We start from the raw sequence: 16,705 nt of genomic DNA on the forward strand, positions 1-16,705 counted from the left end.
CTGCGCTCCGTCGTTTCAGACTGCGTAGGAGCGGACTCAGTCCGCGATCGACTTCACCTGCGCAGGGCAGTCCGGCAGACACCTGTAGGAGCGAGCTTGCTCGCGAACCCGCCCAGCGTCGAAGCGTGTCGCTGCGCTCCGTCGTTTCAGACTGCGCAGGAGCGGACCCTGTCCGCGATCGACTTCACCTGCGCAGGGCCGTCCGGCAGACACCTGTAGGAGCGAGCTTGCTCGCGAGCCCGCCCAGCGCCGAAGCGCGCGTCGCTGCACTCCGTCGTTTCAGACTGCGTAGGAGCGGACTCTGTCCGCGATCGACTTCACCGCCGCGCCAGTCGCAAGATCAGATCAACCCCTTCCCCTGCAAATGCTCGCGCAGGTACTCGATGAACACCCGCACCTTGCGCGTGCTGCGCCGGTGCGGCAGGTAGAGCACATGCACCCAGGGGCCGAAGGCGCTCTGGTCGCGCCAGCAGTCGGGCAGTTGTTCCACCAGTTCGCCGCTTTCCAGGTAGGGCAGTGCGCTCCATTGCGGCAGGAACTGCAGGCCCTGGCCGTCGAGCAGGCAGGAGAGCAGGAAGTCGTAGTTGTCGCTGGCGATGCGCGGTACCGGCTGGCGGATGCGCAGGCGTTCGCCGTCCTTCTGCACCCACCAGAAATTCCGGTTCAGCAGCGGATGGCGGAAGATCAGCCAGTCGTGCTGCTCGTAGTTCTCCAATGTCACCTCCAGGCCCTTTTCCGCCAGGTACTTCGGGCTGGCGCAGAGCATCAGGCGATTTTCCAGCAGCGGCTGGGCGATCACGTCCGGCAGGTCGATGGGGCCGTCGCGCAGGGCAATGTCGTAGCCGCCTTCCACCAGGTCGACGAATTCGTCCAGCAGGTCCACCTCCAGGCGCACCTGCGGGTGCTCGCGCAGGAAGCGGCAGCACACCGCGTTGAAAAAGGCCGGGGCAAAGGAGGGCGGCGAGACGATGCGCAGGCTGCCACGCAACTCGGTCTGCAACTGCTCGACTTCCTCGCTGGCGCGCTGCAACTGCATCAGCGCCGAGCGAGCACCTTCCAGGTAGATGTGCCCGGCCTCGGTCAGCGCCATGCGCCGCGTGGTGCGTTCGAACAGGCGCTGACCGAGGTCGGCTTCCAGTTGCGCCACGCCCTTGGTGATCGCCGATGGCGTCTTGCCCAGCTGTTCGGCGGCGCGGCTGAAGCCGCCGTGGTCGGCGGTGGCGACGAACATGGTGAGGGCGGTCATCTTGTCCATGGATTGCTTCCTGGTAGGAACAGAAGTTGTGCGGGAAGTCAGTGTTAAAGCCGCCAGGGCTTTTGCTTAACCTTCGTCACAGATCAACAATAACGAAGGCTCTGTGATGAAACTACTGATTCCGGCGCTGGTGTCGGCGGCTTGCGCTTTTTCCTCGATGGAAACTATGGCCGCCGCCGACCTCATCTTCCATGGCGGCAAGGTCTACACCGCCGAACCCGGCCAGGCCCTGCAACAGGCGGTGGCGGTGGAGAACGGCCGCATCCTCGCCGTTGGCTCCGACGCGCAGATCCTCAAACTCCAGCAACCGGCGACCCAGCTCATCGACCTGCATGGCCAGGTGCTGATGCCCGGTTTCATCGACGCTCACACCCACCTGGTCAAGGGTGGCCTGCAGATGCTCCAGGCCAACCTGGATAATCAGGACCTGCCGCTGGCCGAGTTCGAAAACAAGCTGCGCCAGTGGCGCGACGACGGCCGCGCGCGACGTGGCCAGTTCCTCTATGTCGGTGGTGTGCCCACGGCGTACTGGGACGAGATCGGCGAGCTGCAGCAGCGTTTCAACCAGGGTGAGTGGGCCGATCAGCCGATCCTCCTGGCGGGTGGTGACTACCACACCGGCTGGGCCAATCAGGCCTTGCTGAAACTGGCCGGTATCGACGCTGCCAAGGTCAGATCGCTGCAGGGCGAAGAGCAGGCCACCATCGGTCATGACGCTGACGGCCAGCCCAACGGTTTCCTGGTGGATGCCGGCCTCTACCCGGTGCAGGCGCTGTTGCCGCTGCCGACCGACGACGAGTTACTCAAGGCCCTGAAAGGCGCGCAGCGCTACTACCACGAGCTGGGCATCACCGCCTGGATGGAGCCCCTGGCGAACGAGAACCCCGGCGGCGACATCCACAACGATTCCGTCGGCGTGCTGCCGGCCTACAAGCTGCTGGCGCAGCAGGGCGGGCTGACTGCACACGTTGCTGCGCTGCTGATGGCCGATTCCAAGGCGACCCCGGCCGACCTCGACGAGCTGGACAAGGTGCGCCAGCAGTTCATCGATGTTCCCAACCTGACGCTGCCGGGCATCAAGATCTTCGCTGACGGCGTGGCCGAGGTGCCGGCGCAGAGCGCGGCGATGCTCGAGCCCTACAGCAACTCGAAGAAGTACGGCGAACTGCTGATCGACCCCGAGCACTTCGGCGAACTGGTCAGCGCCGCCGATGCCCGCGGCTGGTTGGTGCACATCCACGCCATCGGCGACCGCGCGGTGCGCGAATCGCTTAACGGCATCGAGCAGGCGCGCAAGGATCGCCACAGCGGCATCCCGCACTCCATCACGCACCTGCAGATGGTCAACCCGAAGGACTTCGCGCGCTTCAAGGCGCTCGACGTGATCGCTGCCATGCAGCTCTATTGGGCCGCCGCCGACGAGAACAGCGTCGACCTGGTCAAGCCCTACGTCAGCGCCATGGCCTTCCTGCACATGTACCCGGCACGCTCGCTGCTGAAGAACGGCGCGACCATTTCCGGCGCCAGCGACTGGCCGATCACCACGCCCGACCCGTGGAAAGCCATCTACCAGGCAATCCAGCGCGTCGGCCCGAAGGGTGTGCTCAATGCCGCCGAGGATATCGACCGGCAGACCATGTTCCAGGCCTACACCCTCAACGCCGCGCGCACTATGCGCCTGGAAGGGAGCATCGGTTCGCTGAAGCCGGGCAAGCAGGCCGACCTGATCCTGCTCGACCGCGACGTGTTCACCGTCGAGCCGCAAGCGCTGCGTGACACCCAGGTGCTCAAGACCTGGTTCGCCGGCCGCGAAGTCTATAGTCGTCCGGGCGACAAACCGTGAACGTTGTCATCTCGTAGGATGGGTGGAGCGTAGCGATAGCCATGCTGTAGCGACGCCGGATCGATGGGTATCGCTGCGCTCCATCCATCCTACAAAGCACTCTGTGATTTGATTCGATAGTTCTACAGGAGCCTTGCCGTGATTCTTCACACCTTCACCACCGACATCCGCGACCCGCTGCAGCGTGGCCGGCAGATCGGCGAAACTTTCGCCGAGCAGATCCGCCAGAGCGTGGCGCTGTACCTGGACTTCTTCCCCCGCGTTGGCGTGGAGATCGACAAGGCGCGGGCCATCGGTGAAGGCAGCCTGTCGGCGCTGGCCGACTGGTGCCCGGCGCTGGCCAGGGAAGTCGAAGGCCTGGCCCTGGGCGTCGGCCTGCCGCTGTGGCAGCTGGCGGCGTTGAACGCCCGCACCGAAGTGCTGGCGGTGATGCCCGAGCAGCCGGTGGAAGGCGAGTGCTCCACTTCCGTCTACGCCCCGGCGGGTGCTGCTGCACCGCGCAGTCTGCAGACCTGGGACTGGCATGACAGCCTGGTACCGCACGGCCTGCTGCTGGGCTTCACCGGCAGCACCGGCCTCACCGCCAAGCTGTTCACCGAGTTCGGCATGCTCGGCAAGATCGGTGTGAACAGCGCGGGCCTCGGCGTGCACTTCAACATCCTGCACCACGCCAGTGACGACGGCAGTGCCGGCGTGCCGGTGCATGCCATCGCCCGTCGCGTGCTGGAAGAGGCCAGCAGCGTCACCGAGGCCATCGATCTGGCGCGTTCGGCGCGGGTCAGCGCCTCCACGGTGCTCAGCGTGTTCACCCGCAACGACGTGCGCGCCCGCGCCGCCAGTATCGAGATGAGCCCGGCGCATACCGCCGTGGTGGTGCCGCGCGAAGATGGCTGGCTGTTGCATACCAACCACTTCCTCGATGGCGAGCTGAGCTGGGGCGAGCGCACGGCGGACGTGTCCACCACCTACGCGCGCCTGGACCACCTCAGGGCCGCCACCGCCGGCATGACCGGCAAGGCCCTGCGCGAGCGCGCCGACGCCTTCTGCGGCGCCGACGGCGACCAGGCGGTGGTGTGTTTCCACCCGGACATGTCCGAACCGGATACCGAGCGCTGGGAAACCCTGCTGAGCATCGGCCTGGACACCGTCGGGTGCGCCCTGGAGTACGTCGCCGGCACGCCGAAGAAGCTGGCGGATGAGGGCTTCCTGCGCTTCTGAGGCAAACGGGTGGGAGCCCCTCACCCTGACCCTCTCCCAAGGGGAGAGGGGACTGATCGGCAGAGCTTGAAACAACAGCGTCAGCCGGTACATGCGGCTCCCTCTCCCTTTGGGAGAGGGCTGGGGCGAGGGCAATGTCCGAGCGCTGAAGTTCGCTTCAGCGCAGATCGCAAACGTCACAACGCAACTTCTCAATTTCAGAACTGACGCCTCCGTGGCAGCCCGCCGGCCGCCACGCGGGTTTCGTGTTGCCACAAAAACAAGAGTGAACCGCCATGATCGACCACACGCCCGCAGCTCCTGGCTCGCGCTCGGCCTTTCGCGCCTTCTGCGTCTCCGGCATGGGCACCGCGCTGGAGTTCTACGATTTCGTCATCTACGGCTACGCCGCCGCGCTGATCTTCCCGCAACTGTTCTTCCCCGGCATGGACCGGCTGACCGCTGTGCTGGTCGCCTTTGCGGCCTTCGGCGCCGGCTTCTTTGCCCGTCCGCTGGGCGGTGTGGTGTTCGGTCACCTGGGCGACCGCTACGGCCGGCAGAAGGCGCTGGTCGCCACCCTGGTGCTGATGGGCGCGAGCACGCTGCTGATCGGCTTCCTGCCGACCCACGCCAGCATCGGTGCCGCCGCGCCCGTCCTGCTGGTGCTGCTGCGCCTGGTGCAGGGTTTTGCCGCCGGCGGCGAGTGGGGCGGGGCGGCGCTGTTCGGCATCGAGGTCGCGCCCAAGGGCCGCCGCGGCCTGTGGGGCAGCTTCACGAGCATGGGCATCGGCATCGGCGGCATCTTCGGTTCGGCGGTGTTCGCCATCGTCAGCTTCGCCTTCGACGATGACCTGAGCGGTATTGCCTGGCGTATTCCGTTCTGGCTCGGTGGCCTGCTGGTGCTGATCGGCCTTTATGCGCGCCTGCAGAACACCGCGCCGCAGCCCAAGGCCGCGCCGAAAGCCGAGACGCGCATGCCGCTGATGGAGGCCTTCCGCCGCCGTCCGCGCGAGCTGCTGCTGTGCATCGGCATCGCTTTCGGTTACGTCACCATCGCCTACATCGGCAGCACCTTCTTCCTCGCCTATGCGACCGACATCGGCTACAGCAGCAGCCACGCCCTGCTGTTCGACTTCTCGCTGTCAGTGGCGATCGTTGCCTCGGCGCCGTTCTTCGGTCACTTGTCGGATCGCTTCGGCCGCCGTGCGGTCATGATCTTCGGCGCGGCGATCATGGCGCTCGGGCTGTTCGCCTTCTTCCCGCTGATCGGCCTGCACAACCTGCCGCTGGCGTTGCTGGCGTATATCGCCGTGGGCTTCTTCATGGGGGCTACCCAGGGGCCGATCCCGGCTTTCCTCGCCGAACAGTTCCCGCGGCAAATGCGCTACTCGGGGATTTCCTTCAGCTACCAGATCGGCGCGGCGCTGGGTGGCGGCACGGCGTCGAGCATCGCCACGGCCATCCTCATCGCCACCGGGCGCAACCCCTTCGGCGTGGCACTCTACGGTGCAGCGGCGCTGTTGCTGGTGGCGCTGTGTTCCTGGCTGCTGCGGGAGACCGCGCACCTGCCGATGGAGCTGATCGACCGCGACGACGCCGCTCCGGGCGTCGCCCAGGCGCAGGTCGGTTAAGTCACGGCGCGGGCTTTGGTGCCGGGTACCAGGCCAAGCACCAGGGCGCAGCCGATCAGGATGATCAGCGCGCCCCCGCCCTGCACCAGCGACAGGCTCTCGCCCAGCACCAGGGCGCCGATCAGGACGGCGACCACGGTGACGACGAACTCCACGCTGATGGTTCTGGTCGCGCCGATTCGCGAGACGAGCTGGAAGTAGACGACGTAGTTCACCGCGCTGAATATGCAGCCGCAGATCAGCAGGAAGAACACATCGATCGGTTGCGGCGTGCCGGGCACCGGCACCCAGATCAGCAATGGCAGGGTCAGCAGCCCGCCGATGCCGAAGGCGCCGCAGGTCACTTCCCAGGGGCCGGCGGTGCGCAGCTTCAGGCTGGCGTAATTGCTGCCGAAGGCCGCGCAGACAGCACCGAACACGGACGCTGCGCTGCCGAGCATGAACTCGTGGGTGATCGGCACCGCTGGGAAGCCCACCAGCAGCAGCATGCCGAAGAAGCCCAGCACCAGCCCGCCGAGACCGCTCCAGGTGATGCGTTCCAGGCCCCAGAGGCGGCCGATGAGCATCGAGAACAGTGGAATCCCGGCGACGAAGATCGCCGCCATGGCGGTGCCGATGCGCGGGGTGGCGTAGGTCATGCCGATCAACTGGCCGGCCACGGTGGTGGCGCCGATCACGCACAGCGGCTTCCACAGCCCTGCGAAGTTCAGCTGGCGCCCGGACAGCCGCGCCACGGCGAACAGCGTGAAGCTGGCGATCAGCGCGCGGAAGCTGACTGCGCCGACCCAGCCGAACCCGGCGATGGCCTTGAGCAGGACGAGAAAGGACAGCCCCCAGCCGATCGCGAGGAACAGGTAGGCGGCAAGGTCGCGCGGTTGCATACGACTCCGGTGGCGCAAGGCAGAAGAGGGCCACCGAAGCGCGGCGGCGAATGCCGCTATCTTGCCGGGCACCCGGGACGCTTGGGAAGGCGGCGCGCCGAGGTTTTTCCGGCCGCCGGCGCCGCTGCCGCGCTCAAGGGCCGGGGAGCGGCTGGAGGACGGCTCGCTGGCGCCGCAGGTAGAGGATCGCCAGGACGCAAGAGGCCAGGGACAAGGCGCTGCAGAACAGGACGCTGCGCCAGAGGTAGTCCAGCGCCTGGACCAGGCTCAGTGACAGGCTCTGCATGGTATAGGGCAGCAGGCCGAGGCTGCCGCACGCGACGAATCCGGAAGCGGCGCTGACCGCGTACAACAGCAGGATGAGGAGTTGCCCTGCGTTGTGCGTCGTGGCGTACCGCAGCAGGACGAGGGCGTAGGCAAACGAGATCAGCGCAAGGCCGACCAGGGACGCCGTCAGCGGCAGGCTATTGGGGTAGTGACGGATGCCGCTGAGCAGATTGTTCGCACCCAGCAGTGCGCTGATCACGCAGACCGCGAACATGAGCACGAGATTGAAGCGACGCATGACTCTTCCTTGAGTGTGCCGATGGCATGGGATACGTACGCTGCTGGACGGACGCGCCAGGTACTCCGGCGACCCCGCGTAGTGCATTGCGGCGCCGCCTGTCGAGACCGGAGTCTGCAGCGGGCGACGGTGCGCGCAGCTTACGAAGCCCCTGGCAGCCTGTCCATTGGCCGGACAGCGTGGCGCATCGCCCGATGCACGGGCCCCCCACCCAGCGGGCTGCGCCCTTGCGAGCGTGCAGGGCGGGATTGCCCAGGTGCCAATGGTCTTGCACCGGGCGCTGGCTTATAGTCGCGCCCCCCAGCGAAGCCGCCAGTGCCGTCCAGGCCTGTTTCCGGCAACGCAACCACCGAGGCGCGAGGAGCACGCCAGTCATGAAAACAGAACAGGGCATCCTGCGGCTTTCCATCATCGTCACCGTGCTGCTGGCCGGTTTCGGGATTATCGTCGGCTTGCTGTCGGGATCCTTCTCCATCGTCTTCGACGGTGTCTACTCGTTGGCCGATGCGAGCATGAGCGGCCTGGCCCTGATGGTGGCCACGCTGATCCGCCGCCACACCACCGAAGGCGACGCCAGCCGGCGCCTGGCCGAGCGTTTCAACATGGGTTTCTGGCACCTGGAGCCGATGGTGCTGGCGCTCAACGGCACGCTGCTGTGCGGCGTCACGCTGTACGCACTCATCAACGCCATTGGCCGGCTGCTCAGCGGTGGCCATGCGCTGGAATTCGGTTTCGCCATCCTCTACGCGGCGGTGGCCACGCTGGTCTGCTTTGCCCTGGCGGCGGTGCAGTTCCGCGCCAACCGACGCATCGGCTCGGACTTCGTGGCGCTCGACGCCAAGTCCTGGGTGATGTCCGGGAGCATCTCCCTGGCCTTGCTGATCGCCTTCCTGGTGGGTGACCTGGCCACGGTGAGCGGCTACGCGCAGATCGGCCCGTACGTCGACCCGGCGGTGCTGGCGCTGATCTGTCTGGTGATCCTGCCGATTCCCTTCCTGACCATTCGCCAGGCGCTCAAGGAAATCCTCCTGGTGACTCCGCCCGAACTCAAGCAGCACGTCGACGAGGTGGCGGCGGCGGTAGTTACGCAACACGGCTTCAGTGCCTACCAGGCCTATGTCGCCAAGGTCGGTCGGGCACAGCAGATCGAGCTGTATTTCATCGTGCCGCCCAACTGGCCGGCGCAGACCCTGGCCGAATGGGACCGGCTGCGTGACGAGATCGGCGAGGCCATCGGCGGCGAAGGCCCCAACCGCTGGCTGACCATCGCCTTCACCACTGACCCGCTGTGGACCCGCTGAGCGGCCAGGCGCACGGACGAGGCGGGCTGCGCTACGCGGGCCGTGACGCCTCGAGGGCTTGCGGGTTCGCCACGTTCTTCGGTGCCCCGGCGAAAAACGCCAGCAGGTTGTCGAAGGCATCGCCGAAGTACAGCTCGTAGCCGTTTTTCTCCACGTAGCCCAGGTGCGGGGTACAGAGCGCGCGGGGGTGATTCAGCAAGGGGTTGTCGACGCCGAGCAGCGGCTCCTGCTCGAACACGTCCACGGCGGCGTAGCCTGGCCGCCCGGCGTCCAGGGCCTGCAGCAAGGCGCCGGGAGCGAGCAGTTCGGCGCGGCTGATGTTCACCAGCAGGGCGCTGGGTTTCATGCCCGCCAGGTCCTCGAAGGTGACCTCGTGGCGAGTGCTCTCGGACAGCCGCAGGTTGAGGCTCAGGATGTCCGCTTCGGCGAAGAAGGCGGTGCGCGAGATGGCCGCCCGATGGCCATCGGCGACGGCGGCTGCGCGGCTGTTCTCGCTGCCCCAGACCAGCACCGGCATATCGAATGCCTGGGCATAGCGCGCCAGGCGCTGGCCGATCTTGCCGTAGCCCCAGATGCCCAGGGTCTGCCCGGCCACGGCCTGGCCGAGGTTGACCTGCCACTGGCCAGCCTTGAACGCTTCGATGGCCGGGACGAGTTGCCGGCGCGCAGTGAGGATGAGTGACCAGGCCAGCTCGGCCGGCGCCACCGGCGAGCCTCGGCCTTCGGTCACGACGATGCCGCGCGCGGTGCAGGCGTCCAGGTCGAGATGGCTGGCCACCTTGCCGGTCTGGCTGATCAGCTTGAGCTTCGGCAGCCTGTCGAGCAGCTCGGCGTCGATGCGGGTGCGCTCGCGGGTGAGCACCAGCGCGTCGGCGTCGGCGAAGCGCGCGGCCAGTTCGTCCGGCGTGGCGGGCCCCAGGTCATGCAGCACGCGGACCGTATGCCCGGCCAGTCGGGCATAGCAGTCCAGCGTGCGGATCACGTCCTGGTAGTCGTCGGGGATGACGATGTTCATAAGGAGCCCGCCTCTGCAGTCGTTGGAGTCAGTTCGGGACGATATCCGATCTTCGCGAGGCTTTCGATCCGCCGCAGAAGTCCTACCCGATGCCAGTCGTCAGGACAGCGCTGCGACATGTACGGGGTAGGTCGCCGGGGTGAAGCGCTCGGCGGTGTCCATCCGCACGTTGCGTAGCCTGGTGGTTTCCAGGTGCATGGCATAGAGCGGTTCGGCCCGGTAGCTGACCAGGATCGAGCGTCGACGGGCGCCGCTGATGTTCAGGCTGCCGGCGTGCACCAGGTCGACGTCGAATACCAGGATGTCGCCGGCGCTGCCTTGCAGGTGTAGGCAGCGGGATTCCTCATTGAATTCCTCTGGCAGCGCCCCTGCTGCGGGGCGATGGCTGCCGGGAATGATGCGCGTGGCGCCATTGCCCGGGGCGTAGTCGTCGAGGAAGGCGAGGGCACTCACACTGTCGCCTGGGCGCTGGGCCGAGAGATCGCGGTGCAGCGATTGGTGCCCGCCGCCCGGCAGGGGCTCGCGTCCCTCCGCCTGGGCAAGGAAGAAGCGCTCGCCGATGAGCTCGCCGACTGTCGCCAGCAGTAGCGGCAGCCGGCACATCGCCTGAACTGTCGGCTCCAGATCGAGTTGCGCGTGGCGCCAGTCCTGGCCGCGGGGCGCCGGCCAGTGCTCGGACTCCAGGACGTTGGCATCGAATAGCGTGCGGAGCTCGTCCACTGTTGCGCGCGGGATCACCTGGCGCAGCAGTGCATAGCCATTTTCATGGAGTTGTTGGCGATCGAGCATGCAGTCATCCATTCCCTGTTGTCCTTTGCCTTCCTGATACAGGCCCTTGTGGTGCAGGCGCATTGGCCGGTGCTGCGTCGCTGGCAGCGATCGAAAGTCGAGCGTACTGAGGAAATCTTCTGTAGCCAATTTCCGACGACGATCGACTCCCGTAGACTCCGGCGATCTGCCGGAGAGAAAAATAATGCATAAAGGGATTTGGTTGGGGCTGGGATTGTCGCTGGCTGTCGTGGGTGTGGCCGGGGCCGTCGAACCTGCCCAGGACGATCCGCTGCTGGCGAGCCCCGCATCGGCCGGTGGCACCAGCGATGTACGCGGCATCCTGCGGGCGCGCGACCAGGCGATGCTGTCCAGCGAGCTGGCCGGGCGCATCCTCGAGATGCCCTTCGCCGAGGGGCAATCCTTCCGCAAGGGCGATGTGCTGGTGCGGTTCGATTGCTCCGCCTACCAGGCCCAGTTGAGTGCCGCCCAGGCCGGCGCCAAGGCGGCCAGCGAGCAACTGGCGCACAACCGCCAGCTGGCCGCGCTGAATTCGGTAGGGCGTTTCGAGGTTGCACTGGCGGAAGCCAAGCTGTCCGAGGCGCAGGCACAAGCGCAGGTCTACCAGGTCCAGGTGCGCCGCTGTTCGCTGGTGGCGCCGTTCGATGGCCAGGTGGTGCAACGCAAGGCGCAACCCTTCGAGAGTGTCGCGGGCGGCGCGCCGTTGCTGGAGATCGTCGATAACCGCAGCCTGGAAATCCGCCTGCTGGTGCCCTCGCGCTGGGTCGCACGGCTGAAAGTAGGGCAGTCCTTCACCTTCGTGCCCGACGAAACCGGGCAGGCCCTGCAGGTCGAGATCAAGCGCCTGGGCGCGCGCATCGATGAAGGCAGCCAGATGCTGCCGCTGATTGCGTCCCTGCCCGGCGATGCCAAGGGCTTGCTGGCGGGCATGAGCGGCACTGCGCGTTTCGCGGAGACGCCATGAACGCACCACAGGTCGGCCTGGCCGAGCGGGTCTTCGCGCAATTTCTCGATCTCGAGCACCAGGCCCGCGCGGCGCGAACGGTCGAGGAACTGGCCTATCACATTGTCAATGACGGACAGATGCTGTTCGGCTATCGACACGCGGCGTTGCTGATCGCCGGCAAGGTCCAGGCGCTCACCGGCATCAGCGTTGTCGAGCCGAATGCGCCGTTCGTGGCCTTCGTCGAACAGGCCTGCGCCCAGTTACAGGCGCGCGCTGCGCTGGACCAGCCGCAGCGCATCGACTTCCAGGCCCTGGGGGCGCAGCAGCAGGCCGATTGGCAGGCGCTTTCCGCCGGCGATGTGTTCTGGTTGCCCCTGGCCGACTCCCAGGGGGCGCCCTTTGGCGGCCTCTGGCTGGCCCGCGAGCAGCCGTGGAGCGAGGCGGAGCAGGCGTTGCTGGTGCAGTTGGGCGACGCCTACGCGCATGCCTGGAAGGCCCTGCAGCCGCGCAAGCCGTGGCGAGCCCGCTGGCCGAAGAAGAAGTTGTTGATGATTGCCGCCGGGCTGTGCCTGCTGCTGCTCGTGCCGGTACGCCAGTCGGTGCTGGCGCCGGCGGAGGTCGTGCCGCTGGACGGCCAGGTGATTGCCGCCCCGCTGGATGGGGTGATTCAGCAGGTGCTGGTCAAGCCCAACCAGACGGTCAAGGCCGGCGATCTGCTGGTGCGTTTCGACGCCACCACCCTGCAAGCCCAGGCAGACGTGGCCGAGCGCTCCCTGGGCGTGGCCGAGGCTGAGCTCAAGGCCAATTCGCAGCGCGCGTTCTCCGACGCCGAGTCAGGCTCCAGGGTCGACCTGCTGGCGGCGCGGGTGGAGCAGAAGCGCGCCGAACGTGATTACGCCCGCGACCTGCTGGGGCGCGCCGAGGTTCGCGCACCACGCGACGGCATCGCGGTATTCGCCGATGCCGAACGCTGGACCGGCAAACCGGTGCAGACCGGCGAGCGCCTGATGGAGCTGGCCGATCCGCGCCAGGCCGAGCTGCGCATCGACCTCGCGGTGGCCAATGCCATCCGCCTGGCACCAGAGGCGGAGGTCCAGCTATTCCTCGATAGCGATCCGCTGAACCGCCATGCCGCCCGCCTGTCACGCAGCGCTTATGAGGCCCAGCCGGTCGCCGGCGGGCAACTGGCCTACCGTCTGGACGCACGCTTCGACTCCGCGCCGCCGCGGATCGGTCTGCGCGGTACCGCCAAACTCTATGGCGAGCGAGCGCCCATTCTGCTCTACCTGTTGCGTCGTCCCCTGGCGGCGCTTCGTCAGACGGTGGGCTTCTAGATGGTATTGCCGGCGCTGCGCGCCGACTTGCAGCTATCGCCAGGCGCCCCGACGCTGGATGGTTCGCCGCAATGGACACTGGCCGACCCGCTGCGCGGGCGCTACTTCAAGCTTGGCGTGGCGGCGATGCGCCTGTTGCGCCACTGGGCGCTGGGTGATCCGCAACGGGTGCTGCGAGCGGCGAACAGCGAAGGTGGGGATCCGCTGGGCGAACAGGAGTTGCAGCAGTTGCTCACATTCCTCCGCCAGCAGGACCTGATCAGCTCGGCCGACGGCGAGCAGCGTAACAGCTACGGGCAGAAGGCCGCGTTGCAGCGCCACGGGCTGTGGAAATCGCTGCTGCACCAGTACTTGTTCTTCCGAATTCCGTTGTGGCGGCCGGATGCCTTCCTCAACCGCGCCTGGCCCTGGTTGGCCCGCCACGGCGGGCCGCTGCTGCGGATCGGCCTTCCGTTGACCCTTGGCCTGGGCCTGTTGCTGGTGGCGCGCGACTGGGATCGTTTCCTCGCGACCTTCCCGCACCTGTTCAGCTTTGGCGGTGCCCTGGCCTTCGGTGTCGCGTTGCTGTTTGCCAAGCTATGCCACGAGTTCGGCCATGCGTTCATGGCCAAGCGCGCCGGCTGCCGGGTACAGAGCATGGGCGTGGCGTTCATGGTGATGTTGCCGTTGTTCTATACCGACGTCAGCGACGCCTGGCGCGTCAACGATCGGCGCTCGCGGCTGCTGATCGGAGCGGGAGGCGTACTGGCCGAGCTGACGCTGGCCTGTATCGCGCTACTGGCCTGGTCGCTTCTGCCGGACGGGCCTTTGCGTACTTCAGCCTTCATGCTTGCCAGTGCGACCTGGGTCACCACCCTGCTGGTCAACCTCAATCCGTTCATGCGTTTCGACGGCTACTTCCTGCTCAGCGATCTGCTGGGCGTCGAGAATCTTCAGGGACGAGCCTTCGCCTTGTGCCGCTGGCGATTGCGCGAGGCATTGTTCGACTACGGCGATCCGATGCCCGAGCCCTGGCCTGACGGACTGCGGCGGCGCCTTTTACTGTGGGGGTACGGCTCCTGGCTATGGCGCGCGGCGCTGTTCCTGGGGATCGCGCTGACGGTCTATCACCTGTTCTTCAAGGTGTTGGGCATCTTCCTGATGCTGGTGGAACTGGTGTGGTTCATCGGCCTGCCCATCTGGCGCGAATTGCGCGAGTGGTGGCAGCGGCGCGATCAGGCCCAGCCTGGACGCCTTTTGCTGGGCGCCGCCGGGCTGGCGGCGCTGCTGCTGGTACTGCTGGTGCCCTGGCGTGGCAGTGTGGAGATTCCCGCGGTGCTGGAGGCTACGCGAGCGTCGGCGCTCCACGCGCCGCTGGCGGCCATGCTGAAGCGGATCGTGGTAAGCGACGGACAGAGTGTGGCCGCCGGCGAATTGCTGCTCGAACTGGAGTCCCCTGATCTTGCCGCGCGGCAGAGCATTACCCGTCGGGAAATTGAAATCACCCAGCTGCAATTGCGGCGCCAGGCTGGCCGAAGCGAGACAGCTGCCGATATAGGTGTTCTGGAGCAGCGCCTGGCCGAAGCGGTGGCCGAGTACCGCGGCTTGGCTGCGCAACGCGAGCGTCTAGAAATCCGCGCGCCTCATGCCGGAGTAGTACGGGACCTGCTGCCCGAACTGGTTCCCGGCCTCTGGTTGTCGCCGCGCCAGGTACTGGCGCGAGTCGTGGGGCCGGGTGTACGCCTGCGCGGCTACGTCGCTGAGCAGGCGGTGTGGCGGATTGAACCCGGAGCGGCGGGCCGCTTCGTTGCTGACGATCCATCGCGTCCGGCGCTCCCGGTGCGCATGGAGTCGGTGGATGCTACCGGCACTTCGCACCTCGACCTGGAAGCCCTGGCTTCCGATCGTCAGGGACCCATTGCCGTGCAGCGCGACGGCGAGGGGCGTGCACAGCCGGTTCAGGGACAATACGCTGTGCGGCTGAGTGCGGACCAGGCAGTCGAGCTGACGCAGCCGGTGCGTGGAGAGGTGGTGCTGGACGCCAACGGCGAGTCGCCGCTCAGCGCCATCTGGCGAAGGTTGGCGGCCCTGGGAGTGCGTGAAAGTGGCTTCTGACTTCTGCCTGCCGGCCTGCGCCCGACTGCCGTTGCGTTTCTCGATTCAGGGGCTGGAGGCCGCCGTGGCTGCGTTGCCGGCCAGCGCCTGGGTCACTCATTTCAACACTGCGTACCATACCGGAGGCTGGAGCGGCATCAGCCTGCTGGCCCCGGAGGATTCGAACCACGCGCTGTCGGCGGGGCAGGGCAGTGGCACGCAGCCGCCCTGCGCGACACGCTGGTACGGCCCGCCCTGGCAGGAGCTGTTGCGGCGCATCGAGATGCCCGTGCGTTGCGCCCGCCTGCTGCGCCTGGAAGCGGGTAGCAGCATCCGTGAACACTGCGACCCGGACCTGGGCGACCCCGAAGGGGATGTGCGCTTGCACCTTCCCATTTTCAGTGGACCAGGAGTCGAGTTCCTGCTCGAGGGGCAGGTGGTGCCGATGGCGCCGGGAGAATGCTGGTTCCTCGACCTGGCACGGCCGCATCGGGTCGAGAATGTCGGCGAACAGGCGCGGGTGCATCTGGTGGTCGACGCCCGGCGTAATGACTGGCTGCGCCGGCAGATCACCCGCGGATTACAGGATACTCCCGTGTGCCGGCCGGCATGTTCGACCCTGGCGTTCGCCGAATTTCGCCGTCAGGTGGAGCGCCGCGCGGACCTTGCCGCGGCGCTGCGGGACCTTCAGGACCCCCGAGACTTCTGCGAGCGCGCAGTGGCCCTCGGAGCCGGGCTCGGGCTGCGCTTTCAGGATGACGATGTCCGTGCGGCTATGCGCCAAGGACGTCAGGCCTGGCTGGATCAACGGAGTTACTGATGGACGGGTGCGATGACTGGAAAGGCTGGCTGCCGATTCGGGTGTTCGCTGCGGGAGACGACTGGCGGGTCGACTGGTGCTGGTTCGGCTCCACGCCGTTAATCGAGCCATTCTTCAGTGACAGTGTGCGCCGGGCACTGCGGTTGCCGTTCAACCAGGCGATGCGTCGGGAAAGCTCGCTGGACGCCATGCGTCAATGGCGCGAAACAAGTCCCGGTGTGGCGCCGAGCCTGTTCATCCATCATGCCTCGAGATGCGGCTCGACCCTGCTGGCGCAACTGCTTGCCAGCGACGAGAAGAACATCGTGGTCTCCGAGGCTCCGGCGTTGGACACGCTGCTGCGCGCCGGGCTGCAGGCTCCGGAGCTTGCAGCCGAAGCGAGCGAGGGCGTACGTGGGTTGCTCAGCGCCTATGGTCAGCGGCGCCTCGGCACGGAGCAGGCCCTGGTGGTGAAGCTCGATGCCTGGAGTGTTTTCCAGGCATCGAGTCTGCGCCAGCTGTACCCCATGACGCCGAGCCTGTTCGTTTATCGCGATCCGTTGGAAATCGTCGTCTCGCACCTGCGCCAGCCCGGCATGCACATGGTGCCGGGACTTCTGGGTGCGACCTCTCTGGACTCTTCCGGGGCACTGACTGGAGTCGACAGAATGGCCCGGCACATTGGGCAGATTCTGCACGGCGGCCTGCGGCTCTGCCGTGAGTGGGGGGCCGTGCCGGTGAGCTACAGCGAACTGCCGGGTGCGGCCTGGCACCGGCTGGCGGCTCTGTTGCGCGTTGAGGCGGGGGACAGGGAGCGCCTGCAGGCGGTGGCAGCCTCGGACGCCAAGCAGCCCGGCATGGCCTTCAGCCCGGACGGCGAGCGCAAGCGTGCGGCTGCAGATGAGGCGGTGCGAGCGGCGGTGGAACGCTGGGCGAGGGCGCCCTATGTGGCCCTTGAGGCCCTGCGCCTGCGGGAGGCGTAAGGGTGTTGTCGTAGGGGAAATAGTCAGGCTGATCGAATTCAGACAATAGTTTGCGAAAAGACTGGTTAGTTGTGTTGGAATCAGGTGGCAACT

General features: G+C 66.8%; 14 protein-coding genes. 9 read left to right on the top strand and 5 right to left on the bottom strand.

Annotation, left to right across the window (positions count from 1 at the left end):
- Window positions 1-340: 340 nt before the first annotated feature.
- On the bottom strand, window positions 341-1,255 hold the full coding sequence (locus tag N5C91_RS29095) for a LysR family transcriptional regulator (RefSeq protein ID WP_236173560.1): 915 nt from the start codon (window positions 1,253-1,255) through the stop codon (window positions 341-343).
- Window positions 1,256-1,361: 106 nt separating this feature from the next.
- Here N5C91_RS29095 and N5C91_RS29100 point away from each other — a divergent pair, with 106 nt between their 5' ends.
- The 3 genes from N5C91_RS29100 to N5C91_RS29110 all read left to right on the top strand — a co-directional run bounded on the left by N5C91_RS29100 (window position 1,362) and on the right by N5C91_RS29110 (window position 5,926).
- On the top strand, window positions 1,362-3,098 hold the full coding sequence (locus N5C91_RS29100; protein WP_279833824.1) for an amidohydrolase: 1,737 nt from the start codon (window positions 1,362-1,364) through the stop codon (window positions 3,096-3,098).
- Between the two features lie 138 nt (window positions 3,099-3,236).
- Window positions 3,237-4,316, top strand: coding sequence for a C45 family autoproteolytic acyltransferase/hydolase (locus N5C91_RS29105; protein ID WP_279833825.1), 1,080 nt, complete (start codon window positions 3,237-3,239; stop codon window positions 4,314-4,316).
- A gap of 275 nt (window positions 4,317-4,591) precedes the next feature.
- On the top strand, window positions 4,592-5,926 hold the full coding sequence (locus tag N5C91_RS29110) for an MFS transporter (RefSeq protein ID WP_279833827.1): 1,335 nt from the start codon (window positions 4,592-4,594) through the stop codon (window positions 5,924-5,926).
- Here N5C91_RS29110 and N5C91_RS29115 read toward each other — a convergent pair.
- Both N5C91_RS29115 and N5C91_RS29120 read right to left on the bottom strand, forming a co-directional pair.
- The gene (locus tag N5C91_RS29115; RefSeq protein WP_279833829.1) at window positions 5,923-6,807 is read right to left on the bottom strand and encodes a DMT family transporter; all 885 of its coding nucleotides are present in this window, start codon (window positions 6,805-6,807) and stop codon (window positions 5,923-5,925) included. The two genes, N5C91_RS29110 and N5C91_RS29115, sit on opposite strands and share 4 nt — an antisense overlap.
- A gap of 133 nt (window positions 6,808-6,940) precedes the next feature.
- Window positions 6,941-7,372 (bottom strand): hypothetical protein, encoded by a 432-nt coding sequence (locus tag N5C91_RS29120; protein ID WP_279833830.1) that lies wholly within the window; start codon window positions 7,370-7,372, stop codon window positions 6,941-6,943.
- A gap of 374 nt (window positions 7,373-7,746) precedes the next feature.
- Here N5C91_RS29120 and N5C91_RS29125 point away from each other — a divergent pair, with 374 nt between their 5' ends.
- The gene (locus N5C91_RS29125; RefSeq protein ID WP_236200091.1) at window positions 7,747-8,673 is read left to right on the top strand and encodes a cation transporter; all 927 of its coding nucleotides are present in this window, start codon (window positions 7,747-7,749) and stop codon (window positions 8,671-8,673) included.
- 31 nt (window positions 8,674-8,704) lie between these two features.
- Here the strand turns inward: N5C91_RS29125 and N5C91_RS29130 are convergent, their stop codons facing one another.
- Together N5C91_RS29130 and N5C91_RS29135 are read right to left on the bottom strand one after the other, a co-directional pair.
- Complete coding sequence (locus tag N5C91_RS29130; protein ID WP_279833831.1) at window positions 8,705-9,688, bottom strand: D-2-hydroxyacid dehydrogenase family protein; 984 nt, start codon at window positions 9,686-9,688, stop codon at window positions 8,705-8,707.
- 99 nt (window positions 9,689-9,787) lie between these two features.
- A complete protein-coding gene (locus N5C91_RS29135; protein ID WP_279833832.1) occupies window positions 9,788-10,477 on the bottom strand; it encodes a phytanoyl-CoA dioxygenase family protein in 690 nt (229 codons plus the stop codon).
- 184 nt (window positions 10,478-10,661) lie between these two features.
- Here N5C91_RS29135 and N5C91_RS29140 point away from each other — a divergent pair, with 184 nt between their 5' ends.
- From N5C91_RS29140 to N5C91_RS29160, 5 genes are read left to right on the top strand one after another with little or no spacing between them, the layout of a single operon-like run.
- Window positions 10,662-11,441, top strand: coding sequence for an efflux RND transporter periplasmic adaptor subunit (locus N5C91_RS29140; RefSeq protein ID WP_236173551.1), 780 nt, complete (start codon window positions 10,662-10,664; stop codon window positions 11,439-11,441).
- A complete protein-coding gene (locus N5C91_RS29145; RefSeq protein WP_279833834.1) occupies window positions 11,438-12,757 on the top strand; it encodes an HlyD family efflux transporter periplasmic adaptor subunit in 1,320 nt (439 codons plus the stop codon). The genes N5C91_RS29140 and N5C91_RS29145 overlap by 4 nt, the downstream gene beginning before the upstream one ends.
- Complete coding sequence (locus tag N5C91_RS29150) at window positions 12,758-14,851, top strand: HlyD family efflux transporter periplasmic adaptor subunit (RefSeq protein WP_279833836.1); 2,094 nt, start codon at window positions 12,758-12,760, stop codon at window positions 14,849-14,851.
- Window positions 14,841-15,650 (top strand): aspartyl/asparaginyl beta-hydroxylase domain-containing protein, encoded by an 810-nt coding sequence (locus N5C91_RS29155; RefSeq protein ID WP_279833837.1) that lies wholly within the window; start codon window positions 14,841-14,843, stop codon window positions 15,648-15,650. Before N5C91_RS29150 ends, N5C91_RS29155 begins: the two co-directional genes overlap by 11 nt.
- Window positions 15,650-16,612, top strand: a complete 963-nt coding sequence (locus N5C91_RS29160; protein WP_279833840.1) for a sulfotransferase family protein — start codon at window positions 15,650-15,652, stop codon at window positions 16,610-16,612. The genes N5C91_RS29155 and N5C91_RS29160 overlap by 1 nt, the downstream gene beginning before the upstream one ends.
- Window positions 16,613-16,705: the final 93 nt, after the last annotated feature.

Origin of the sequence: Pseudomonas sp. GD03903, assembly GCF_029840045.1 — a bacterium.
GTDB lineage: Bacteria > Pseudomonadota > Gammaproteobacteria > Pseudomonadales > Pseudomonadaceae > Pseudomonas > Pseudomonas pseudonitroreducens.